The 24,469-nt window shown below is 43.7% G+C and carries 16 protein-coding genes; 3 read left to right on the top strand and 13 right to left on the bottom strand.

Going from position 1 to position 24,469, the window contains the following annotated elements:
• The 6 genes from AC5JPO_RS04600 to AC5JPO_RS04575 form a co-directional block, all read right to left on the bottom strand.
• Complete coding sequence (locus AC5JPO_RS04600) at positions 1 to 246, bottom strand: helix-turn-helix transcriptional regulator (RefSeq protein ID WP_493853403.1); 246 nt, start codon at positions 244 to 246, stop codon at positions 1 to 3.
• A gap of 115 nt (positions 247 to 361) precedes the next feature.
• Positions 362 to 1,507: a hypothetical protein gene (locus tag AC5JPO_RS04595; protein ID WP_493853402.1), complete on the bottom strand. Its 1,146-nt coding sequence runs from the start codon at positions 1,505 to 1,507 to the stop codon at positions 362 to 364.
• A gap of 120 nt (positions 1,508 to 1,627) precedes the next feature.
• Complete coding sequence (locus AC5JPO_RS04590) at positions 1,628 to 2,992, bottom strand: tyrosine-type recombinase/integrase (protein WP_493853401.1); 1,365 nt, start codon at positions 2,990 to 2,992, stop codon at positions 1,628 to 1,630.
• Between the two features lie 259 nt (positions 2,993 to 3,251).
• Complete coding sequence (locus AC5JPO_RS04585; protein ID WP_493852557.1) at positions 3,252 to 3,914, bottom strand: LexA family transcriptional regulator; 663 nt, start codon at positions 3,912 to 3,914, stop codon at positions 3,252 to 3,254.
• Between the two features lie 129 nt (positions 3,915 to 4,043).
• Complete coding sequence (locus tag AC5JPO_RS04580) at positions 4,044 to 5,438, bottom strand: peptidylprolyl isomerase (protein ID WP_493843522.1); 1,395 nt, start codon at positions 5,436 to 5,438, stop codon at positions 4,044 to 4,046.
• Positions 5,439 to 5,596: 158 nt separating this feature from the next.
• Entirely contained in the window at positions 5,597 to 8,500 is a 2,904-nt protein-coding gene (locus AC5JPO_RS04575) for an LPS-assembly protein LptD (protein ID WP_493853400.1), read from the bottom strand.
• Positions 8,501 to 8,886: 386 nt separating this feature from the next.
• Here AC5JPO_RS04575 and AC5JPO_RS04570 point away from each other — a divergent pair, with 386 nt between their 5' ends.
• Complete coding sequence (locus AC5JPO_RS04570) at positions 8,887 to 10,002, top strand: aminoglycoside phosphotransferase family protein (protein ID WP_493853399.1); 1,116 nt, start codon at positions 8,887 to 8,889, stop codon at positions 10,000 to 10,002.
• 96 nt (positions 10,003 to 10,098) lie between these two features.
• Complete coding sequence (gene murU, locus AC5JPO_RS04565) at positions 10,099 to 10,845, top strand: N-acetylmuramate alpha-1-phosphate uridylyltransferase MurU (RefSeq protein WP_493853398.1); 747 nt, start codon at positions 10,099 to 10,101, stop codon at positions 10,843 to 10,845.
• Between the two features lie 111 nt (positions 10,846 to 10,956).
• On the opposite strand, the gene AC5JPO_RS04560 is transcribed toward murU, so the two are convergent.
• The 7 genes from AC5JPO_RS04560 to AC5JPO_RS04530 form a co-directional block, all read right to left on the bottom strand.
• The gene (locus AC5JPO_RS04560) at positions 10,957 to 11,073 is read right to left on the bottom strand and encodes a DUF2474 domain-containing protein (protein ID WP_423725573.1); all 117 of its coding nucleotides are present in this window, start codon (positions 11,071 to 11,073) and stop codon (positions 10,957 to 10,959) included.
• 95 nt (positions 11,074 to 11,168) lie between these two features.
• Entirely contained in the window at positions 11,169 to 12,185 is a 1,017-nt protein-coding gene (cydB, locus tag AC5JPO_RS04555; protein ID WP_443524549.1) for a cytochrome d ubiquinol oxidase subunit II, read from the bottom strand.
• The gene (locus AC5JPO_RS04550; RefSeq protein ID WP_442967625.1) at positions 12,185 to 13,681 is read right to left on the bottom strand and encodes a cytochrome ubiquinol oxidase subunit I; all 1,497 of its coding nucleotides are present in this window, start codon (positions 13,679 to 13,681) and stop codon (positions 12,185 to 12,187) included. The genes cydB and AC5JPO_RS04550 overlap by 1 nt, the downstream gene beginning before the upstream one ends.
• Before the next feature lie 452 nt (positions 13,682 to 14,133).
• On the bottom strand, positions 14,134 to 16,605 hold the full coding sequence (locus AC5JPO_RS04545; RefSeq protein ID WP_493853397.1) for an esterase/lipase family protein: 2,472 nt from the start codon (positions 16,603 to 16,605) through the stop codon (positions 14,134 to 14,136).
• A 374-nt stretch (positions 16,606 to 16,979) separates the two neighbouring features.
• Positions 16,980 to 18,161, bottom strand: a complete 1,182-nt coding sequence (locus AC5JPO_RS04540; RefSeq protein WP_493853396.1) for a tetratricopeptide repeat protein — start codon at positions 18,159 to 18,161, stop codon at positions 16,980 to 16,982.
• A 220-nt stretch (positions 18,162 to 18,381) separates the two neighbouring features.
• Positions 18,382 to 19,020 carry a 2-polyprenyl-3-methyl-6-methoxy-1,4-benzoquinone monooxygenase gene (coq7, locus tag AC5JPO_RS04535; RefSeq protein WP_493844442.1) on the bottom strand — a complete coding sequence of 213 codons (639 nt, stop codon included), beginning with the start codon at positions 19,018 to 19,020 and terminating at the stop codon, positions 18,382 to 18,384.
• A gap of 217 nt (positions 19,021 to 19,237) precedes the next feature.
• Positions 19,238 to 20,569, bottom strand: coding sequence for an MFS transporter (locus tag AC5JPO_RS04530; protein WP_443524544.1), 1,332 nt, complete (start codon positions 20,567 to 20,569; stop codon positions 19,238 to 19,240).
• A 448-nt stretch (positions 20,570 to 21,017) separates the two neighbouring features.
• On the opposite strand from AC5JPO_RS04530, the gene AC5JPO_RS04525 reads away from it, so the two are divergent.
• Positions 21,018 to 24,398, top strand: a complete 3,381-nt coding sequence (locus AC5JPO_RS04525) for a BamA/TamA family outer membrane protein (protein WP_493853395.1) — start codon at positions 21,018 to 21,020, stop codon at positions 24,396 to 24,398.
• Positions 24,399 to 24,469: the final 71 nt, after the last annotated feature.

Below are 24,469 nucleotides of genomic sequence, written 5' to 3'. Positions count from 1 at the left end.
TTATACCTCGCTACTAAAGTGTTGGCGCTTAAGAAATGCTAATAGATCAGCATTCCTAAACATAGGAACACCGTTTACATTTACTGGTTTGGGGAATTTGCCAGCTTTCCACCAGCGCCTTAGCGTTTGGTGGTGAAGTCCGATTAGTTCGGCAGTGGGCTTGATACGTGAATAGCCTTGGGGGTTTAGTGGTGTCGGCTGTTCATTCGTAGTGGTGGGCTGATTGCTGTTAGTAATGTCTAACATATTCACTTACTCCTAGATAACGTCTGTTAAGGTGTAAGTGAATAATATAGTTTGATGACATGAGTTATAAGGTCACATGACGGTCACGTGACCCTGAAATATTTATATAATCAGATTACTTTGCGTTATCTATCTTGGCTTGTCTAGCTCTTATAAGCCAACTTGCTACGAAGTTTCGAGTAACTGGCGTTTTATGATCTTTTGAGGCAGTTACAATCAGGTCATTTGCCAATCCCTTACCTTGTAGTGGCGATAGATCATAACTATGCTCTGTTAATATAGCGTATAGCATACGCGCTACGCCAGATTGTGAGTTAGGAGCTAGCTCTTTGTTATTGGTTAACGCAATGGTTTGCAAATCTAACTGAACTTTTAATTCTGCTATTTCTGTTTCAAGTTTTTTTATACTAGATTCTGCTTCTTTAAGTAGTTGATTATCATTCTTTAGTTTTTGATCATTTTTATTATCTAATAAGGGTTTAGCTGGTTCAATAGTAAGCCAGTCATTATAACCTTTGAGGGTATAGCCATTACTATGTAGGAATTTTTTCACATTAGTATTACTTATACGAAATTTATCATCCATTAATAAATTTTTTTCTTCAATAGCGTTTTCAATAAATAGCTTATATTTAATATATTCTGAAAAAAAGCTAGTGAAGAAAGTTTCATTCTCATATTTTCTTATGCTTTCAGTGTCACTATTGGATAACATGCAAGCTATGTCGTGAACTGTTAGATGATCTTTGCTGAAATACTCTCTTTGTCCCCAACTAGGAGTGTCAAAATTAGAATTTTTGGGTGATCCTTGGTCTATAAATTGTTGACTATTTCTCTGTATAAATTCATCAAATAATTTAGGTAACATTTCTTTATTATCAAAGTCATAACCAGTGTTTTTAATGAAATCTAAAGACATGAGCTCGTACTTGTTATAAAAGCATCCATTATGAAAGTTTTCTTCGAAGTCAGTTATAACCTTATTGCTGAATAGTTCATCGTAACAATACACATCCTGTATAAGGTCGAAATAATCTGTAGTGTTTTTATCTACTTTCTGACATTCCATATTTTCTTTTCCTAGTTTTATTAATACTTCGCTGAAGTAATCATAGTTGTAGGATGCGATTAATGTATGGAATTCATTTACTTTCAAATATTTAATAGTGTCATACATTGATTTTTCTATATGGATAGAAAAAGTATTTAGAAAGAATGTTATTTGAATATAGTCATTTATATTATTATCCTTTTTTTCCATAATCTACACCTTTACACACCTTTATAAGAGAAGGTGCAAGGCGCTGGCTGTCTTAAGGTGTATAAATGACTGCCGTTCGGGTAATTAGTCCTAGCCCTGCATAGTTGTTATAGCAGAGTGTTATCCCTGCTTTTGTTCTGCATGTTTGAAGTTTGCATAGATAACATTGTCTATCTTATTGGCTCGCATCTTGTCGATATAGTCCGCCCATTCATCCATCATCTTGGTTCTTACTTCGATAAACTTAAAACGGCTATATGCTCTGCCATACTTATTAATCATCTTATGCCCTAGCTGCATTTCAGTAATGAGTTCGTCATAACCTAGGCGCTCCATTTGCATAGTCTTAGCGCTGGCACGAAAACCATGTGGCGTATGTATGTCTAGATAGGTCTTACCATCATTACCATAGTGGTTGAGCGCATAATTAATCCTGCCAGTAGGTAATATTCCTTTCTTGTTTTTTGGACTATGGAATACAAATTCATGGTTGCCCGTTTGTTTATGCTGTTCTTGCAATAGGGCAATGGCTTGCGGTGCCAGTGGTATGACTAACTCATCTACCATGTCCTTACGCCCTTTGCCTTTCAATGGCTCAAAAGTCCATTGTTTAGCGTTGAAGTCTATGTCAGCCCATTTCATAGCGCATATGTCACCTACGCGAGCATAGGTTAATGCTAATAGTTTTAAGGCTGTGATTGTTGAGGGCTGCCTAGGTGTCATTTGGTCAATATCTCTAAGCAGTTGCCCAAACTCACTAGGAGTAGTAATTGCTGGCTTGGGCTTATTGGCTGATGCTTCTAAACTTCTACTAGGGAATGCTCTTACTGGGTTCAGCTCTACCAGTCCACGATTGACAGCATGGTCAAAGACATAGTTCAGCACTGTCTTTGCATCTTGTCCTACTTCTATACCGCGTTCCTCTTGCAAGTCTTGGCAGAACGTTAATAGCATAGTCATCTTTAATTGGTCGATAGGTACATCAGCCAACTTAGCATTGATATATTTCAGCATTCGATTGTAGGTTTTTAATGTAGATACGCTAGGCTTTTTGCCTACAGCTAATCTACGCTCTAACCACTGTTCAGCAACTTTTTTAAAAGTGTTGTTATAGCTGTTTTCAAGGTTTCTTTGTTGCTGCTCGCGGTGTTCTTTTGGGTCGATAGCATCAGCCAATAAAGATAAATTATCGTAATACAGCTCTTTAGCACGCTTCAAACTGACGGCTGGATAGTCACCTATAGATAAGCGCGTTCTTTTGGTTCTTATGATGGGGTGAGTGTAGCGGTGCCTAAATTCTCTTTTGCCACTGGGTCTAATTCTCAATAGCAAACCATCGCACCCAGCTATGTTGATTTCGTAGTCTGCACTCATCAAAGGCTTAGCTTTTATTTGCTTATCATATTCAATAGGTTGCAAGCGTACTTGCTGATGGTCTGCGGACTCGTCTTTAATAGATGGTAGATTATTGGACTGCTTAGCCATTTGGTACTCCTTCCAGTGGGCACCGTGATAGTTGGTGCCCAATATGGTGCCCAGTAATAGAATGTTTAGACAAGTTTCTAGGCGTTATCATAGGTTATATGATACTGGCTTAATCCTTTATTTACAATGGCTTTGAGGATTATTATAGAGTATAAGAAGTTACTAGGCGTTATCAATAATATACCCTAGGTTCGGGGCTTTTCTTTGTGTACGATTCGGAAAGATAATAGGTTGTTTACAGACTAATTATAATATTCAGTTATCTGTATTTGACTAGTTTGCTATCAACTATTCCAATTAGTGTGAAATCAGCCATTGGTTGCATTGATTGATGTGGCCAATCAGGATTAATAGTCTTTAGGTATAAGTCGGATTTGTCCTCACCAATAATCACTTGTTTGAAATTAGCTTGTTTATTGTCATTATCGCGAACAATGATTAAATCGCCATCTTTTAAGTCTGTTAAAACTACTTTTGGTTCTACATAAATAATGTCTTTAGGTTTGAATTCAGGCCACATGCTTCTCCCTTGAATAATAAGACCAAAAGCCTGTTCAGACAGATGAGGCAGCCTAGGTGTCCAATCAACTATAGGGTCTATTATAGTCGGTATATTACCAGAAAAGTTGGCAGCTATTGTCCAGCTAATGATAGGAGTCATCCCTTTACTTTGGCATTCTATAAAAGGATTTTCAGCAGTTTCGTAGATATTGTTTTTCTGATCATCATTTGCAAGTAGCCAGTTGGGAGTGCAGCGTAAACAGGTAGCTAGTTTAGAAATATATAGACTTGAGGGTTTCGTATAACCATTTATCCAGCTTGATATAGTCGCTTTACCTGCACCTGTGGCTCTTTTTATATCTGCTTGTGTAATATTAAGTTCATACATTCTTTCAGCTATTTTATCTGCTGTACTCTTCATGAGCTCCCCATTTTCTGACGTAGTGTATGCAATAAAAAAAGGGCACATGCTACTGCACATACCCTTTTTTCGTTAAGCTGTCTGATAATGGTATTACTACTTATTGCCGAGTACTCAAACAATAGGTAATTAGCCCAACACTTGGACGTAAGCACCTGCACGTAGCTCTTGTAACCAGTCTTCTTTGGCTTGCGGCGCTAGGCGCTGATACAATGCTTGACGTGCCATATTACGACGATACTGTTCGCTAACATCTTGCTCACGCTTGCCATCGACTTTTAGTATGTGCCAGCCAAACTGAGTTTTGAACGGTGCAGAGTAATCACCAACTACCGTGTTTTTCATAGTGGCTTCGAATGGGCCAACCATATCTTCTTCACTGACCCAGTCTAGATCACCACCGCGCCCAGCTGAGCCGGGATCATCTGAATAAGTCGACGCTAAACTAGCAAAGTCAGCACCGCTACGCAATTGGTCGTACAGGTCGTTGATTTTTTGTTCAGCAAGCGCATCAGTCTGAAGTTCATCTACTTTCACCAAGATATGACGAGTATGCCACTGCGGTATGAGCATTGTATCGCTGGCCTTTTTATCAGCCAATTTGATGATATCGATACCTTCAGGTGTTAATAGTGGCTCACTAACTGCGCCAACATCAAGCTTGGTTATCTTACTCGATAACTCTGTAGGTAGAGAGGCTGCTTTATGAAAGCCCATATCTCCACCTTGAATAGGAATAGGGTAGCTTCCTTGACTTGCCGCAACAGCTTCAGAGACACTGACGTTTGGCGCAAGCAGGCGAGTACGTAAGTTTTGAGCCACTGCTAAGGCTTCTGCGCGCTGCGCTTCTGACAAGCGGCTGTAGTCATCTATATAGGGAACACGGACGTGTACGGTTTGATATTCACTTTGGTTTAGACGCTTTGCTTCTGGTGAAGCCAAAAAGGCATCAATATCTTGTTCACTAATGCGCACACGGCGACTGATTTGACGCTGCTGCAGTGCTTGGATAGAAGCCTCTTCAATAAGCTGAGCACGCAGCGCAGCGTAGCTACCAGGACGGGCGGCATCTAGACGTTGCTGCAGTCCCGAGATGCTATTGATGCCTTCAGCTTGAGCGATCTGAGCCAAGCGCTGATTGATATCCGCTTCATCAGGCGATACACCGACACGTTTTACCATTGATAATTGCAGTTCACGCAAGATCAGAGCATTTAGCACTTCAGACTGTAGCTGCGATGAGTTGGCAATAGGTTCTCCTGCTGCTCGTGCACGCGCTTGGGTCTGCGTAATAGCATTGACCAGCTCACTTTTTAGAATGGCATTTTCGTTTACTAAGGCAACGATACCATCTGTACTAGTAGCAGGTGTCAAACGAGCTGCCGTGCTTTGTTCGGCGGTCGACGATGCTGGTACTGCTGCAGGTTTTACAGTGGCTGCTTGAGCACTTAAGGTAAGCGCAAGGCTAGCGCCCGTAGATAGCAGTACAGCACGGCTGGTTTGACGTAAAGAAAAAAATCTCATGATGCTCCTCATCAATGTCATCGCATCGGATGGTAGTTGGTCAACGCTATCCAATACTGTTAATAATCGATTATTCGACAGCGTTGTCCATAATAGGGGTTCAAGTAATGTCTTACAAATATTCGTCTAAATAATAGGTCACACTAGCAAAAAGTGTATTAGTCTTTCCATGCTGTCTGAACAGGTTCGAAGCCCAACACTTTGTCAGCGAGCAATCGTGTCAAGCGGCTGCTGCCACTACCAAGACCATTCAACCGTATCTCTGCCATAACCGCTTCTGTTGGTTCGTCTTTCACATTTAGATCATTATAGTAACGACGACCATAAACTGCAAAACCAAAGCAACAATCTTCGTAATCAACGCCGATAAGTGAATCGAGCATCTTATTACTATTATAATCATATTGACCTTGAGCCAATATCCGCCAGCTATTATTGATAGGGAAAACAGCAGAGGCCGTAAAAGCAGACAATGGCAACTGATCCGTATTTTCGTCGCGCTGACGTTTAACATAGCCCACATTGAATAAGCTATTGTCTGAGGGTTGATAGCGTAGCTCAGTCGTAATATAGTTCAAATCATAGTCGTTAGTCAGCGCACCGCTGACATCAACCCAAAAATTATTGTAAGGTTGCGTACTGGTATCCCATACCATGCCCGAAGACGAGGAGTTGAAAACTCGTTGCTCATCATCAAGCGTTACACGTCCATCATCTATATAGAACTGTTCTGCAATGCTACCATCAAAACGTGTCACACCCGTTGCATCGATGTAACGATAATTGACGCCAGGCGTAATAGAATGCAAATCCTGCAAGCGATCATGCCCTAAGAACCAACTGTCCGAAAATAGCTGCTCATAGTTGATAGAGGCAATACGAGTATTAAAGTTAGGGATATCGTTTTGGTTTTTGTACGGTGAATACGTGTATTTGACTCGTGGACTGAGCAAGCGGTAGCCACCCATAGTGTCATCAAAAGCACCGAAAGGTGAGCCTGCTTGATAGAAGTTCAGCGCCGCATCAATACTGGCTTGTGGCACGAATACGGACTGGCTACCATCTTCCTCACTAATATCATTATCTGCTAAGCTGTCCTCATCATATGAGGTGTAGAGATGTTGCAAGCTTAGCTTCGGTCTAATATAGCCCCAAGATCTCTCCATCGGGTAAACGGCGCTCAGTTTATTATAGATACGTGCGCCGCTCTTCTCATCCTCAGAACCATCGTCGATAGACTTTTTGAAATAGGCAGAATCATGTACGCCAGTGATGTCAAAGTTCTTTGCCCACGGTAGTCTATAGTCAAGCTTGAGCTGTGGTAGACGTGAATAGGGCTTGTCCTTGTCTTCTAACGCCTCACCATCATCGGTAAAAGCATCTAGCGTCTGAAAAGTTTCAACCTTTAGCTCACCATCGACATAGTCATTGTAATAATTAACGCGAGCACGGCGTGGTAGGTTGATGGTGTTATCTGATAAACCTAAATTATCAAAATCGTCAAGATAGTCTGAATCCGAAACGTAGCTATATTTGGCATCCGCACTCAAGCGTGGAATATCTTTGGACGACCAATAGTGATCATAAAATAAGCTTTTACGATCTTCATCATTGAATTCTTTGTCGTTAGGCAAGTAAGAGCCGCTAACGATCCCTTCACCATAATTTTCGGTCAAGTAGCGAAACTCGCCTGACAACATAGGGTTGCGGTTGGTATATATTTGAGTGTTGAGCGTGGCGTCATAATTGGGTGCTAGATTAAAATAATAAGGCACATCAAGCTCGACACCGCTCTCACTACTCACGCTAGCGCTAGGTAACAAAAACCCGCTGCTACGTCGGCTGTCTATGGGAAAATTAAAGTAGGGAAGATAAAATACAGGTACGTCAGCAATGCGAAAGGTAGTGTCGTAAGCTTCACCGCGTCCAGTATCGGTGTTTAGATCGATACTTTTGGCATCGAACTGCCACTTACGATTGGTAGGGGGACAGGTACTAAACATTACCTCGTCCAACTCGTACTCACTATCGTTGGGTTTATTTAAGCGCTTAGCATAACCATGTGCCTGTAACTCAACACTAGCAAAAGCCACATCATTGGCCGTTGATTGTCCAGTTTCTGTATTATAGTTCAGGCTATCTGCGACTCCAATCAGACCGCCTTGCCTTGCTCTGTCATTGAGGCTCGCCTGAGAGCGGTTTGGCGTACTTTTGACTGATTTTCCAGTTGCCTGATCAGTAAACATAACCTTGCCCTGTGCAGCGGCAACGCCGTTACTCAAGTCAATAACGACCTTTTCTGCTTCAATGTGCTGGGTGCCTTGATCGACTTTGACATTGCCTGACAGTTCAGCATAGTTAATATTATTGTAATAACCATAGTCTGACTCTGTAAACAGGGGCGCTTGGTTATTCGGTACGCTATCTACATCAGCAATAGGTTGTCCATTCACAGCACCAGCTTCATTCACAGCACGCTGGTAATTAGGGTTGCTCTTTGGATAGACCCATTGACCTTCACAGCGCTGCGCGCTATCTACCGCACTTGGAAGTAGCCGTAAGTCTTTACCGACTTTTGGAATGGTTTGGGCTGCTGGTGCTAGGGTGCTCTGAGTATCCTCTGATTCGACGATCGTTACCTCATCGACATTATTTAAGGCAGAAGTGTCTGTTTCTGGCGTGAGCTCATAAAATTCTGCCAAACGCGTGAGGCTGGCTTGAATGCTCTCATCACTAGTATCGAGCTGTTGGTTATCTGTTACTGTGCGGTTAGGTGTAATGGTCGTGCTGGCCCGTGTGTCATTGATTTTTGGAGCACTGTCCATTGTATTTACGGGTTGTAAAGATGACGTATCATCGGCTTCATTAATTGCTGTGATGCTTAGCTCTGAGTCAGCGTCTGAGTCTGAGTCGTCAGAGGCGTAGCTGCTCGCACTGCTCATTGATGGCTCAGTTGACTGGGTGTCAGCATCGTTGATAGCTGCACTGACAGATAGACTAGAAAAGCCTAAGGCACCAAATAAGATCAAACGAATGCTTTGGTAAAGCGGAGAATATAACAAGGGCACACCTATGATTGCAGAGCCTATTGGATTGCGATACTGAATTGCATAGCCATACTGTTCGACAACACATCACTGTCAACAAGCGGCTAAAAGATCACTTATTGGTAGCGTCGTCTCAAGAGTTTGGCTATTTACATATAATGACGACTAATCATAGTCAAAAAAAACCAAATCAGCTACACTATTTACCAAAATTTATAATATAAGCAAGCTGATTGTGAACGAGATAGAGCGTTCAGTTGAGCATCAAACACTAAGTAATATCTTTATACGTCTACTGGCGCTGATGTTGCGGCCCAGGACAGGGCTATTTTAGCAAGTATTTGCCTGACTTATCACTACTTTAATTATTTATGATTTATATTTAACCAACGACACCCATTATGACTGATAAAATGACTATAGAGCCTGACATGATCGATAACAATAACGACAATCGCCAACAACAACTAGAGCAGTGGTTACAGCAAGTATTTACAGATAAAGCTTTTAATTTGGAGAGTTTGCCTGGTGATGCGAGCGCCCGTCGCTATCATCGTATTCAACTATCAGGAGTTAATGAGTCAGAAAGTACGCGCTATATTGTTATGGACTCTGCTGACGAGCAAGATGCCATGCGTCAGTTTATCAATGTCGCCAAGCTCATGTCGCCTGCCATCAATGTACCGACGCTCGTCGCGCAAAATCTGGAAAAAGGGTTTTTGGTACTACAAGATTTTGGTGCTACAGAGTTTGCGCATCTGCTCACAGACGCAGCGCCAGCGCAAATCAACGACTATTATCAACTGGCAATGCAGACACTAGTAGCGTTGCAAACGGTACCCGTTGAGACTGCAAAATCTGAATACCAGTTGCCAGATTACGATACAGCGCTGCTCGATCGTGAGATGAACCTATTTAGCGAATGGTTTATACCTTATATCGGCGTCGATCTAAACGAGACGGTATGGGAGAATTTGAAAACCACATTGATAAATGCCATCCTACTGCAACCACAAGTAGTTGTCCATCGTGACTATCATAGCCGCAACCTGATGCAAGACCAAGCGGACACATCACGTTTGGGTGTGATTGATTTTCAAGACGCCGTGATCGGCTCTTACACGTATGATTTGGTGTCGCTAGTACGCGATGCCTATGTCGAATGGCCAGAGCGTCAAGTGTCTACATGGATTAACGACTTTTGGCAGTTACAACAGCAAAACTCACTATCTACAGCAGACACTGCGTCACAATTTGAAAACGATGTGAACGTCATGGGTGTACAGCGTCATCTAAAGGTATTGGGTATTTTTATTCGATTATCTGAACGTGATGGCAAAGATCGCTATCTAGCGGATATTCCCAAGGTGATGCGTGATCTAATTATTGAATTAAACTGGTTGGCTGAACAAGGAAGTGACGACATAGCGCTTGCCGTTCGACCGTTTAATCAGTGGTTGCAAGAGACTGTTCTACCTGCATATCAGGACAAATTCACGTCACTTTCATGTTCTTAGGATGAGTCGCCACAATAATCATCAGTCAAACTCAGCACTGAAACAATGAGTACTTAAATAACGAGTACTCAAATAATAATATAAAAAGGAGCGTACATGTCGACATCTACGTCTAAGATTACGCAAGCAATGATTTTGGCTGCTGGCAAGGGCACACGTCTGCGTCCATTAACATTAGAGACGCCAAAGCCCTTGGTCGAGGTCGGTGGTCAGCCGCTTATTGTGTGGCACATCAAAGCATTACAGGCAGCAGGTATTACTGACATCACAATCAATGCCTCTTGGTTGGCTGACAAACTTATAGATAGCTTAGGTGATGGGTCGCAATACGGAGTCACGCTGCATTGGTCAGTAGAGGACGATGAGCCGTTAGAGACGGCAGGTGGTATCTTCCAAGCGCTACAATCAGGAAAGCTGCGAGATGAGCCGTTTATTTTGGTCAACTCTGATGTTTGGACGACCTACAATTTCGCTCAGTTACAAGACTATGTGCTGAGCGCCGACCAGCGCGCGCATTTGCTACTCATTGATAACCCAGAGCACAACAATGGTGGCGATTTTGCGATCAATAATGGTCTGGCTAGTGAGCACCCGGTTGGCGACGCAGACAAATATACCTTTGCAGGTATTAGTGTGATGTCACCCGCATTGGTCGAGGGATTAGTACCAGGGCAGCCTGCTGCATTGGCGCCGCTGCTCAAGCAGGCGATGATTAAGTTTCAGATTACTGCTGAAGTGATTACGGATAACTGGATAGACGTGGGCACCCCTGAGCGTCTGACACAAGTAAATGACTTTGTTGAACAAAATGATATGGAGAGTCACCAAGGTAGAGCAGACTAGCTAATTTAGCAAAAACCCATAAAAAAGCAGCGTTGATGATTCAACGCTGCTTTTTTGTGGGCTTCGACATTTATCTTCAATATTAATAACTCTAGTCCCAGATGTTGTTTATTAAACACCCATAGCAAGTTTAATGAGCTGCGCAATCGTAAACACAACTAAAAACCCTGCTGTATATAGACCAATAAACCATAACCATTGAGATTGTTTTTTACTAAGCTTTTTCATATCTTTCTCCTGATTAGCGTATGAACAGTGGCTATCGACTATCAACAGTAATAGCCACCGTCCCTAGCTGATCCGTTACTTATCACTATTAGCAATTAGTACATCGGATTATGATCAGATTTACCCTTGAACGTATAGTAAGCAAAAGCGGTATAGCTCAAGATAATCGGTAGCATGATAACGGCGCCAATAAGCATAAATGATAGCGAAGTATCCGCCGCCGCTGCCTCATAAATCGTCATCTGATACGGTACGATATATGGGAATAGCGCAAAACAAACACCAATATAACCCATCAGAAATAGCGCAACCGTCAATAAAAACGGACGATATTCACGCTCGGTCTTCAAGTCTTTACGCATGACAAAGAACAAAATCACAGCAATGACAGGCATAGGGGCAAGATATAGCAGCTCTGGAAAACCAAACCATCCCTCTAACGCATCAATGTCCGAGAAGTACATAAACGCGGTCACAACAATCATCGCTACCACTAAGGCGCTCAGCATCCAGCCTGAAACTCTGCGCGCCCATACTTGTAGGGTATGTTCTGTTTTTATGATAAGCCATGTCGAGCCAAGTAGGGCATAACCAATAATCATGGCAAATCCGCAAACGATCGAGAAAGGCGTAAACCAATCAAACGGACCACCCGTATAGAGACGGTTGCTGGCCTCTAGCCCTTGCACCAACGCCCCAAGCATAATGCCCTGAGAAAAGGTAGCAACGACTGAGCCTACAAAAAAGAAAGTGTCCCATACATGTCGACGCGACGATGACTTGAAACGAAACTCAAACGCTACCCCGCGCATGATAAGACCGAAAAGCATGGCAGTCACAGGCAGGTAGAGACCTGTCATGATAATACCGTAAGCAACAGGGAATGCGGCAAATAGACCGCCGCCGCCTAATACTAACCATGTCTCGTTACCATCCCAAAAAGGGGCGATAGAATTCATCATACGACTGCGATTTTTGTCTGAGCCTGCAAATGGGAACAAAATTCCGCAGCCCAAATCAAACCCATCAAGCAGCACATAGATAAAGACAGATAAAGCAATCAATCCGCCCCAAATGAGAGGTAAGTCTAATACATCACCGAAGTTAAACATTAGCGTAATCCTCCATCATCGACATCATCTGCAGGCGCATCTAAGTCCTCTTCAGTATTTTTGGCAGGATTGCTATCGCCACTCAATGCGCGACCTTGGCTTTCTGTTACTGAGTGCTCATAGAAGTTGTCTTCAGCAGGGTCTGTATAAGGCTTAGGACCTTGAGCAATCAAGCGTAAGATATAAAAACTACCGGCACCGAAAACAAATATATAGAGCACAATAAAGCCAATTAGTGTCGTAGCCACTTGCTGCGCTGCAAGAGGAGACATACTTTCAGCAGTACGAATCACCCCATATACTGTCCAAGGCTGACGTCCTGTCTCAGTCACGAACCAACCGGATAATAGAGCAATAAAACCAAGCGGCGTCATCATCATCCACGCACGGTGGAACCACACGCTATCAGAATTGAATTGTTGTTTCTTAAAGTATTTGTAGAGACTAAATAAACCAACCAGCACCATAAGCATGCCGATACCAACCATGATACGAAATGCCCAGAACACAATGATGACCGGTGGTTGGTCTTCGGGTGCCCAGTTCTTTAGGCCTTTGACTTCACCATCTAATGAATGAGTAAGAATCAAACCAGTCACGTAAGGAATTTTTACTTCATATTTATTAGTCTGGTTTTCTTGATCGGGAATCGCAAACAGTCGCAAAGCGGCACCGCGCTCATCTTCCCAGATACCTTCCATCGCAGCCACTTTGGCTGGCTGATGCTCAAGCGTATTTAGACCATGTTCATCCCCAATCAATACCTGCGCTGGCGCGACAAAGATAGCCATAATCATTGCCATACCAAGCATCACACGACCATGCTCACGGTGATCGGCGTGTTTTTTGGATTGGATATAGTAAGCACCAATACCACCGATGACAAAGGCAGTCGTCAAGAATGCTGCGGTCATCATATGGGCATAGCGATAAGGGAACGAAGGGTTAAAAATGATCTCAAGCCAGTCGGTTGGATAAAGCAGACCATCTGCACCCATCATAAAACCCTGAGGGGTTTGCATAAAGCTGTTGGCAGACAGTATCCAAAAGCCCGAGATTAGCGTACCGATGGCGACAATGGCAGTCGAGGCAAAATGCATACGTTTGCTGACACGTCCCCAGCCAAATAGCATGATACCCAAAAAAGAAGCTTCTAAGAAAAATGCGGTCAATACTTCATAGGCAAGTAGTGGCCCTAAAACGTTACCTGCCTTGTCAGAGAAGACAGCCCAGTTCGTACCGAACTGGTATGACATTACCACGCCAGATACGACACCTAGACCGAAAACGACGGCAAATATCTTGACCCAATGCTTGTACACTTCAGCATAGATAGGATTACCAGTTCTTAACCAGCGAAATTCAAGCACTGCAAGCCAACTGGCAAGTCCGATAGAGAAGGCAGGAAAGACAATATGAAACGAGATAACAAAAGCAAATTGGATGCGAGCGAGCATCAGCGCATCGAGCTGGTCAATCATAAATGTAGCGAACATAAACGGTTACTCTCATCTGTTAGCTGAATAGCGCTGGCTTCCGTACAACGCTCAAGTAACTGTCCGTAACTGTACATAGATCAAGGTGACAATGATTACGGGCAATGGCTTTTGGTGATACAAACGTTAGCAACATTAGGCATAAATTGTGGCTAAGCTTGTGAGTCACGGTTTAGCTGGATTGAATAATTTATGTCCCTATAAATTCATATATTACAGTCATGTGCTATAGATATATTATGCGCTTCCCTAGATAGTCACGCAACCCGAGTAGGTAGCCAGTCACCTACCTAACAGTCATCGAAATAATTGCTAATCGCCCTTGAAAAATAATACTAATTTTATAAAAAACAATAGCTTAAAAATTAGCCACATCGTTTAAGGAAGCTACTGTCCCTGTTTTTGTGTGGTGATCCACGCTACCAGATACCCATAGATAACAAAAACATACATCATTCTTGTAACTGTTTATGAAGTATTCTTCGTAACGTCAAAATAGTCTGTGGATTGGTTTGGATACTATGACCACCGCTGATAACAGTTTCAGAAGCAGCGCCATCTAAGTGCGCGCTAGTATAAGGGACGATACCATCTGACAGGCGTTCAGTCAGTGCTTGGCTAATGTCATCATTGACAGTCACCGCTGCGACTGTTGGATTATCTGACTGATCTGATGTGTTTTCTGTCACGCTAACACTAGCATTCTCGTCTTCGATATTTTTTTCTGTCGCTTGAGATAGGTCGACTTTGACACCCTCTGGCTGTGTTTGTGCCAGCCCTTGGGTAATGTCGGCATCATTATTGGCAATAATCGAATGATAGGTCACACGGTCATTAATCGTCAGGTCTTTGGTTAGTTCGATAAAAGAGGATTTGTTGCTTAACTGACTGGCACCGTTTTGTAAATACAAGGCCCCTAATGGGTTTTGCGCCAGATCGCCTTGTGTCGCAATGGTGGCTAAGTTGTCAGTGACGGTTTTCGCCAACCCAACTGGCAAATAGACAATGCGGCGCAGTGCACGTGTAAACCAGCGGTCTGCATAGTCAGTACCTCGAAAGGGTGCGGACAAAAACACAGCGGTATCGACTTGTGGCAGTGATTGTAGCTCAAACCGTTTTTTGAGTTCTTTTTCACCGAAAGAGGCTTTGAGTGCATCACGAATTTGTCGTTTTTCGCTATTGGACAGCACCTCTTGGTCATCCAGTCTGTCTAAGTCATCAACCAAATCATCATCAGATAGCATCATTCTGGCAATGAGTGCTCCCATACTGTGGCTGATAATCAGACTGTTCTGACTGGCGCGGTTTTGCCCATTGGGATCCGTCTGCTCATAAGTACTATTGATTAACTGTTGAATTTGATAGCGATTTTCTAAAATAGGTAAGTTGGTTGGATAAAATATCTGCCAAACTTGGTAGTTGTCACGCAGTTTGTCGTCATTAAGAATATCGTTGGTCAGATTAACCCATGTTGCCGGACTAGAGGCCAGACCATGCAGCATAATGATGACACGCTTATCAGGATCATAAGGCTCAAGCATAAAGAGTTTAGGCAGTCTTGCCTCCGGCTGACGCGTGATCAAGTTCAGGTAGCCGACACTATCCAATTGGTTTTCTGCGAGCCACATGCCGTAGCCTGCTGAAAAGTTGGCAGCCAAAGGGTAGTTATCGTTGAGGACGTTGACAGTTTCGGTCTGGTAAGGGTTGTACAAATGAACGTCGAGCTGACGGCTACCCAGCACATCCAATACGCTATCACCGCTTGGTTTTATCAGGCCTGTTAGCAGTAGGTGACCTGTAGGGTAAATGCGAGTGCTTGGTTCACTCTCTGTTTTATTCTTATCATCATCGGCTAATCGACCTGATAGAGAGGACGTGAGTAACTGACGAATGGTCGTGGTATAACGATCATCCAATGAAGCAACCAAACTGATGCCCAAACCTGGGCGTTTACTGACAGAGTTAAGCCCAGACAGACGCAGCTCATAAGTGGAGACTAGATCTGCTAGTGCAGAGTCTTGCTTATGAGCATTTTGCAGATAGTTGTTTTCATTTGGTAAATAAATACCAAGGTTATAGCCATCTACCTGTACATTCATGACCTTGATCTGATCAACCGCTTTGCCTTGTAGCGGTGCGCGATTGGCAATGGCTGCTTGCTCGCTACTATCGCGTTTAGCAGCAGGGATAGGTAGGTATTCGACCTTTGTGTCATTCATCAACTTATCGGCGTCTTCTGTCGATCGATAAAGCTGAGTGATGACATCATTGCTAGCAGCATTGTAGATATCTTGGGTCTGAATATCGTTGTCAGTTGGGATGCGAGTCTGTGCGTGGGCACTGCTGTAACTCTTATCGGCACCCTCAAAGTCATGGGTCAAGCTGTCATAAAATAAATAGGTATAGCTAGATTTTACGGCGTCAAATAGTCGTTCCTGATAGCTGTTGAGACATAGGTTGGTTGCGTCTTGCTGTTTTTTCGCATCAGCGTCGCTCAAAGGCGCGTTAGCATAATAGGGGTCAAGTGGCGGGCGAGCAAGGGCGTTACGACAATTTTGTGAATCGGCGAGCTGGCGCGCTTTTGCGTAGTGCAATTCTGCAAAAATAGCCAGTGCAGGTCGGTAGTGCTTATTTAAAATACTGTCGGTAAGCTGGGTCAAACACAACTCAAATTGCTGCAAGCAAGCTTGTTCATTTAGACCTGCAGATAACAAGGCAGATGCAGTATCGCTGCTCATCTCATTATCAGTGACAATGTTGCCGCGCTGTGCTGAGATGGTCTTGGCTGATGCTTGTCTTTCTACCGAGACGACACTACATGCTGATAGTAGGGTAGCCGCTACCAATAATACGACTAAAGTAACAAACGGCGTTTTTTTATTGGTGGATATCATCGTATGCTTGCTAGGGCTAACAGGAGTCATAGGTCAGTCCAGTAAAAGGGTAGTTTTGAGAAGAGATTAATTAAAATACTTTTGACTATAATGAGTGTAGCGCAACTTGTGACATTAGACTATGTTATTTGAGGTGCTATGACTAAGCGGTAAGTTTCAAATAGTATCGCTAAACACGGTTACTAACTTTGGGTATCAGAAAATACGCTCAGCACCGAGAGTATTTGCTTAGATAAGCTGAGGTAACCACTAAAGCGTTATAATTGTTATTCTAACAGGCAGAAAAAAGCGCCTGTGTTTGTATTAATGGTTATGTTAATAGAACAAAGGCGCTTTTTTTGGAGCTATTGTGCCAGGCTAGTGCTGTGGTTTACTCATTTTAGGCATAAACCTGCAGACTAAACCTACGCACCAGGTTTAACATTGATATCAGGTGCCGGAATATCCCAAATGTAGAACTTACCCTCTTCAACGAGTTTAATTTGTTGAGGGATAACCGTATTGTTAGGGTATTGTCCCTCAAGACGGCGTAAGCGCTCTAATGCATTAGCACGGCGATCACTGAGTAGGTCTGATTGCGCCAAGCTTTGCTCAGCTTCGGTATAACCAACAGAAACCGCTTTCTCTAGATACTTTTGACCTTCCTTAAACCCGCCACCTTCTGATAGCATCATACCGTATAAGAAATTAGCTTCGCCGCTATTTGGCTGAATTTTGATGGCACGGTCGACATACTGTCCGCCGCGCACCGTATAGTCTGAGCCTAGATCTAGATTTCGACCCATACCATTTAGTTTGGCTGCACGGAGCAAGACGTCATAAGAGGCATTTGGTGATTTGGCATATGGCTCGATCCAATCAGTCAAGACTTTGATTTTTTCGCGCGTGTAATGGCGCTGAGTGCGGTTAGGGAAGTTTGGTGGATAGTGACGAGCATTGGGCGATACATCTGCAATGAAGTCATCAAGTAAGCTGACGTCGAGTTTATCAGTACCTAGGCCAGTTTGCTGTGGAATCAGTACGGTCTTAACAAAGCTCATATCTGAAAGCTGTACTCGCGGTGTTGGAATATTTGGCAACTGACCGCTACGAAGATCAATACCGGCAGCAGACATTGGACCAGGCTCATAGACGCGAGTGGTACCGCTGATCACGGGGGCATTAGCTGGACTCATCATTTGTGATGCTGGTGGCTGAGCGGCGCTGACAGGTACACGATTTGGTTGAGTATTGCTTGATTGCATCATCTGCGCTGCCTGTGCCGTGCTCAAAGGAATACGGTTAGGCTGAGCGTTGGTTGACGGCATCATTGGCTGAGTATCAACTGACTGAGTGCTATTAGAAGGAGTAGCCTCTGTTGTACCTTGAGCGGTACTGGCCGTTGCACCTGGCCTTGCCAGACGAATCACACGCTTGCTCGAGTCTACAGCACTGGGTACCGAAGTAGCTGTAGCGTCAGCTTCTGCAGCATGTACAGGTGCTGATAGCATCATCGTACAGGCTGCAGCTAGGGCGGTCAAAGTTGCAAGCTTCGGTGACTTGTTCGGTGACTTGGCAGCAGTATTATTAGAGTAGATAGCTTTCATAGAAATCATTACCTTGTTTAATTTATTTAGTCGTTATTTATTCATTGGCCGGTTGATCATCAGGATATATCGTCACTACCAAATCGTACAAATTTTTAATACCCTAGCAAATTAAGCTTTACGCTATCTGTGGTAGGAATGTTAATCGCTAGTATTGGATACGCTCAACAGTACGCGCTTTACTAGTGATAAAAACAACGATGCCTTCATCTACAAATACCTACAAATGATAAGCGGTGGCTTTCATACGATTGGCCATCCAGCGCATGGTCTGGCGGACAGGTGGTGACAATGCAGCGCCGCCACTCGCTAGAGCCAATTCGCGATGATGCAGTTCCTCGATATCCATTTGTGCCAGTATCTCTCTTGAGCGCTGATCATGTTGTGGTAACTGATTAATATGGTCTTGGAGATGCTCGCTGACCTGCGCTTCTGTTTCCGCGACAAACCCCAGACTAAACTCATTTGAGATCGCCCCTGCGACTGCACCCAGCCCAAAAGACATGCCATACCAAAGCGGTGTAAAGACACTAGCATGGCTACCGAGCTCATTTAAGCGCGTTTCGCACCAGACCAAATGATCGACTTCTTCTTCAGCAGACTCTTGCATGGCTTGTTTTACATCTGTGTCTTTGGCTGCAAACGCCTGCCCGTGGTATAGACCTTGCGCACAGACCTCACCAGTATGGTTGATACGCATCAATCCTGCGACATGACGCGCCTCAGTGATGGTCAGCTCAGGAATCTCATCACTGCTCACCGGTAACGGGCGCGCACTAGGGTTTGAGTTTGGCACGACAGCTCGTAATGCTTTGTCGACCCCAAGTAGTAATTGGTCGACTTTGGATAAGGGACGCAGGGCCATGGTTCACTCCTGATGGCGTTAAATTCTATCAATAAAATAAGACTAGCGACTGCTCTCAGGCAATAATCCTATACACAGCTTTTATGCACATTACTATAGCAAACAATCCAAATTATCGGCATCAATATTATGATCTTGAGCACTATCAATTGCTATAGCCAACCAAGTTCAATATTGCCTGTTCATAGGACTGTTTTTTATAAGATCACTCTTATGGGGTTATCTCGTCATTGGTTTGAATGACGGCATGTTTGATATGCTTGTTCAATTTAATGTATAAAAAAGTACCAAAGGCAATATTGAGCACACCAGTTACCAAGAATAGTTGCGGTAGACTTAGTCCTAGTGAGTTTAAGATAACAATCGCAAAAATCGCTGATGTCACCATAAATATCGCATTAAAGATATTGTTAGCACCCACAATACGTGCGCGGTGGCTTTTAGGGGCGTAGGCCTGCATCGAGGCATACAAAGGCACAATATATAAACCACCACTGAATCCCAAAAAGAACAAATCAGCAAAAACGCGCCAGCTACCACTCGTACCAAACAAATCACCAATACCGAGCAATACATCATTATTCACGTTTATGTTTAAGCTGGATAGGGAAAAGTACAAATCAATAGCAAAGATACTCAATCCAGCAATACCGAACGGCAGCAAGCGTAAGCTCACTTGATTTTTGGTCAACGATTTGCATAATAGTGATCCGATCGATACCCCGACCGAAAACAGCGTCAATAAAAAGATAACGACCGACTCATCACCGTGCAAAATCACCTTGCTAAACTCTGGTACTTGGGTCAAAAAGGTCGCCCCATAGAACCAGAACCAACTGTTGCCAAGAATGACAAAGAATAAAAACGGCAGCGAATATAAGTAGCGTACCGTGGACAAACTGGTAGTGATGATATTCCAGTTGACCTTGAGGTCCGGCTGCATGGCTGGCATATTAGGAATATAACGAGCCGCTAGATAGCCTAATACAGCGACAACTAATACCGTGGCACTGATCCAATACAATGATTGTGATAGCTGAGTCAATATACCAGCGACGATCATACCTACAAGAATAGCCAAGGACGTACCCATCTGAAACAGACCATTAGCACCGACCAGCTCATCTTCTTTCATAGCTTGGGGCAGATACGCGTACTTAATCGGTCCAAAGAAGGTCGAGTGCGTCCCCATCAAAAACAAGGCGACAAATAAGAGCGCATACCACTCAAAGACAAAGCCAACCGCAGCGATTGCCATAATGACCAGCTCAAGCATTTTGATAAATCGTGTGAGCTTTGATTTTTCATACTTATCAGCAATCTGTCCTGCCAATGCCGAAAACAAAAAGTAAGGCAGAATAAATAGCATTGCCGCCAAATTATTTAAAATACTGACTTCTACACCCAACTGACTGGCAGCGGTATAGGTAAGAACCAATATGAGCGCTTGTTTGAATATATTGTCATTAAACGCGCCCAAAAACTGCGTGAAAAACATGGCGCTAAAACGGCGGCGCTTGAACAACTGAAACTGATTGGACATGAACGTTCCTACAGATGAGACGCGGCTAATAAAGTAAGAAAAAGCCCTGAATATAGCTTATAGTATTATGGTAATCGTCAGTATTATCAAAAACTTATCAAAATATAGCATAGGTTTTATGAATATTAAGCCGTATAATAGCAAGGCTTAGGTAAAAATACATGTAACCTGCGCTATGATTTCATAATTAACTAAGTTATGATTTGTAAATTTTATATGGTTGTATTAAAAGGTGAGAGCGACGGTAAAGTTGACGACCTGCTATCAATCAAAACTGTCTGTATGGTGTCATAGTTCTAGTGCTACCGTTTGCATTGGTAACGTCCATCATTGAGAGCAAAGTAGTCAACCATTCATTCAGCAAACTGCGATAAGCTTATTCACCGGTCAGACTTAGCGATAGCTATCGTTAATAAAAGTGCGCCGTGTGAGGCGATAGGACACAAATATGACACAGCACCCTTTAACTCGAGCACGCAACACAACCACAAAGCAGCGTGATAGGGTGAGTATTCAAAGCAACACCAGTATTCAAAGCGTCTATGTCACCGCGCCGCGTATGTATTTTAAGCGCTCAGCACTTTGTACTGCGCTAGCAACCAGTCTAGTCAGTATTGCCCCTGTAGCATTGGCGGAAACAACCAGTAGCACAGGGGTTGCAAACCAATTGACTAGCAATCAGATGGTTAGTAACCAAGCTGCTGACAATCAATCAGCTACGCTATCAGACGATGATACCCAGCTAAATGCTGCCTTGGATGCGTTGCGTCTAAAAAAAGCCGTAGAACAAGGCTTCATCGATCAGTCGGTCTTAGATGACTATAACGAACAAACCCTAGGTAACCAAACCTCTGGTGTCAATCAGTCGTCCACTCAAAATAGCAGTGTTCAAAGTAGCAGCTCCCAAAACAACACCCTTCGAAATTCGAACCTCTTTAATGATGATTTGTTGCAGCAGGCAACTGCCGTACAGCAGCAAGGATATCAGATGATGACGCCTGAGCAGATCGATCGTGAGCTTGCGATGCTGGACTTGCAAAACGCTCAAGATATTGACAACATAAATAATATCAGTGGCGACAGTGCCTTTGATGCGCCAATCGCCACGTTAGATGATACAACACCGCCTATAGGCTTGGATATTGATCTGGATGCGACCAATTTACCCACACCTAGCAATCTTGATACCTTAGGTACAGGGGAGACGATAGAGGAACGGGCAGCTACTGCTGAGATTATGGCACGTCCTATTGATGTCAGTGATTCTGTAAGTAGCGGACGTGTCAATACAGCAAATAATATCAATAATGAGATAATAGCGGGCAACAGCGATACATCAGATCAAGGCAGTACGCCTGCAGAAATTATCAATCCTGATGATTATTTACCCGATTACGAAAGCAATACCCAAGCAGTAAATCAAAGTATCGAACAAGCCGATAAACCAAAGCCACGTGCTCGCAACAGAGGCAATATTGTTAAGCGTCTCTATAATCGCTTTTTCAACGGTGGCGTGATGGCGCTGCCGAATATAGAAACCACTGTCTATCTAGAGCAACTGTCAGCTGAAGATGCCCCTAATGGTAAGGCTGTACTTATCGAGGCTGATAACGATATTCAACCAATAAAAAACATCAAAGCTGCACTTGATGACACGTCGGTACAGTCGGTTATTGATTTTACAGCAGCATTGCCACGCTTGCGTGAGACGGCACTAGATGCGGCAAAAGCGGTCGGCTACTATGATGTTACCCTACGTTTGAGCCAGCCTGATCGCGATACAGTCAACGTTGTTATTGAGGCGCTGGGCGAGCCTGTACTTGTAGACAGCCGTATTGTTGAGATTCGCGGTGAAGGTGGCGAGCAAGAAGAGTTTGTTGCGCTCAAAACAGAGCTGCCACCCCAAGAAGGTGATATCTTCAACCACCGTGTATATAAGAGTAGCAAAGCTGCGCTTGAGTCTTTGAGTAATACCTACGGATATTTTGATCAGTATTGGTTGAACAAGTCTGTCGATATTATCTTGCCAGACAACAAGGCTGACGTCTCGTTGGTATACAACACAGGTGACCGCTATGAGTTTGATGATGTCGTTTTCTTTACGTATGACAAAAAGACCAACACCCTGACACAAGACCCTGACAAACTACCAGTAGAGTTGTCATTACTGCAGCAATTGTATGAGTTCACACCAGGCGACCCGTTTTATCGCCCATCAGTGACAAAGTTCAGTAATGACTTATCAGCGACCCGTTACTTTAATACTGTCAACGTTGAGTCCATACTGCCACCTGATGATAGTAGCCAAGCAAGTACATTGGCGTTTGACAATACGCCTACCAATAGCGACGGTACATTAGATGATGATGTCAATGACGACAGTATTTTAGATGCTGCTAATGGTAATGGGTTTGCTAGCCTGACTAATAGAGAAGATACTCTCAACGACAATAGCGATATTGGCGGTGAAGGTGACAGCGCATTGACTGCCAACAGTGGTGAGACGGTCAACGAAGCTGATATCGCTGCCATCGAGTTTGAAGCTGATGAAGCGACGCTCGATAAGCTACAAGCAATAAGACAAAAAGCAGAACGCTTAAGCCGCCTACCAAATGATCGTGTGCTAGATGAAAAAGACCAAGAAGCTGATAATCTATTAGGAAAAATCAGTGACTCAATCAGTAACGTGGCGCAAAAGATATTCCCTGACGAAGAAAGTATATTGGCCGACGAAAACTTCGTTCCTCCGACATTAGCGGGACGCAAAACGCCGCAAGACGTTGCGACGAGCAAAAAAATACCGCTATATGTTTTTGTAGCTGCTGATAAGCCGCGTGACGCTCAAGTTGGTTTGGGTTATGGTACGGATACAGGGGTTCGAGCGACTGCAAAAATTGATTATAACCTGCTTAACCGTCAGGGTTACCAAGCAGGTGCAGAAACCGAGGTCTCAAGAATTAGCAAGAACGTTGCTGTCTATGCCAGTCGCCCTTGGAATCATCCGCTCAATGATAAGCTGGACGTCCGTCTTACTTATGAAGAAGAAGTTATTGACCAAGGTGAAGGTAACTTTGATTTGTCTACCAAAACGCTAAAAGCAGCGCTAGCACGTAATATCCGTAGTGATAATGGCTGGAATCGCAGCTACTCTGTGCGCTACCGTTTGGATGAGCTTGAGACGGGTGTTGACGGAGCAGCGCTTGACGACTTGCCGATACGCTTTACCTCGTCCAGCCCCAAGCAGCAAGCGTTGCTATTTGGCTATGGTATGAACAAGACTGATACGGATAGTGCTACTAACCCGACGCGCGGTATGCGTCAGTATTATTCGATTGAAGCAGGTTCTGATAAGGCGCTAAGTGATACGGATTTGGCAATCGTTCGTGCTGGTGTCAGCGGTATCTATAGTTTCGGTGACGACAACAAACACCAAGTGCTAGGTAGCGTGAATGGTGGTTATATTTGGGCGGATGATTTTTATGATGTTCCTTATAAGCTGCGCTTTTTTGCAGGTGGTGATCAGAGCATCCGCGGCTATGATTACGAGAGCCTGTCACCGCTAGAAAATGGTTATCTGACAGGTGGTCAAGTATTGGCGGTCGGTAGTGCAGAGTATAACTATGAGTTCAGACCAGGCTTTCGCGGTGCGTTCTTTACCGATGTTGGTAATGCCTATGACAAAGACTTTGAGACTGAGACAAAAGTCGGCGTTGGTGTCGGTATCCGCTGGGCATCTCCTGTTGGAATGGTGCGCGTCGATGTAGCTGCAGGGGTGACAGAAGAAAGTATTCCTGTGCGCCTACATTTCTTTATTGGCTCACCATTGTAAGTGCTCGCTTTATAAACGTGCAATCAGATTGTTTAAACCGTCTTATCCATTACCCATCGCGCCGATCGCTG

This window comes from Psychrobacter sp. H25 (genome assembly GCF_059076335.1).
This window is presented reverse-complemented; position numbering and strand designations above follow the sequence as displayed.

Excerpts from the sequence above, each read along its gene's own strand:
- murU (WP_493853398.1), top strand. The coding sequence starts at position 10,099 with ATGTCGACATCTACGTCTAAGATTACGCAAGCAATGATTTTGGCTGCT.
- AC5JPO_RS04595 (WP_493853402.1), bottom strand. The coding sequence starts at position 1,507 with ATGGAAAAAAAGGATAATAATATAAATGACTATATTCAAATAACATTC.
- AC5JPO_RS04530 (WP_443524544.1), bottom strand. The coding sequence starts at position 20,569 with ATGTCCAATCAGTTTCAGTTGTTCAAGCGCCGCCGTTTTAGCGCCATG.
- AC5JPO_RS04580 (WP_493843522.1), bottom strand. The coding sequence starts at position 5,438 with ATGAGATTTTTTTCTTTACGTCAAACCAGCCGTGCTGTACTGCTATCT.
- AC5JPO_RS04600 (WP_493853403.1), bottom strand. The coding sequence starts at position 246 with ATGTTAGACATTACTAACAGCAATCAGCCCACCACTACGAATGAACAG.
- AC5JPO_RS04560 (WP_423725573.1), bottom strand. The coding sequence starts at position 11,073 with ATGAAAAAGCTTAGTAAAAAACAATCTCAATGGTTATGGTTTATTGGT.
- AC5JPO_RS04585 (WP_493852557.1), bottom strand. The coding sequence starts at position 3,914 with ATGAAGAGTACAGCAGATAAAATAGCTGAAAGAATGTATGAACTTAAT.
- cydB (WP_443524549.1), bottom strand. The coding sequence starts at position 12,185 with ATGTTTAACTTCGGTGATGTATTAGACTTACCTCTCATTTGGGGCGGA.
- AC5JPO_RS04525 (WP_493853395.1), top strand. The coding sequence starts at position 21,018 with ATGACACAGCACCCTTTAACTCGAGCACGCAACACAACCACAAAGCAG.
- AC5JPO_RS04570 (WP_493853399.1), top strand. The coding sequence starts at position 8,887 with ATGACTGATAAAATGACTATAGAGCCTGACATGATCGATAACAATAAC.
- AC5JPO_RS04590 (WP_493853401.1), bottom strand. The coding sequence starts at position 2,992 with ATGGCTAAGCAGTCCAATAATCTACCATCTATTAAAGACGAGTCCGCA.
- AC5JPO_RS04550 (WP_442967625.1), bottom strand. The coding sequence starts at position 13,681 with ATGTTCGCTACATTTATGATTGACCAGCTCGATGCGCTGATGCTCGCT.
- AC5JPO_RS04540 (WP_493853396.1), bottom strand. The coding sequence starts at position 18,161 with ATGAAAGCTATCTACTCTAATAATACTGCTGCCAAGTCACCGAACAAG.
- AC5JPO_RS04545 (WP_493853397.1), bottom strand. The coding sequence starts at position 16,605 with ATGACTCCTGTTAGCCCTAGCAAGCATACGATGATATCCACCAATAAA.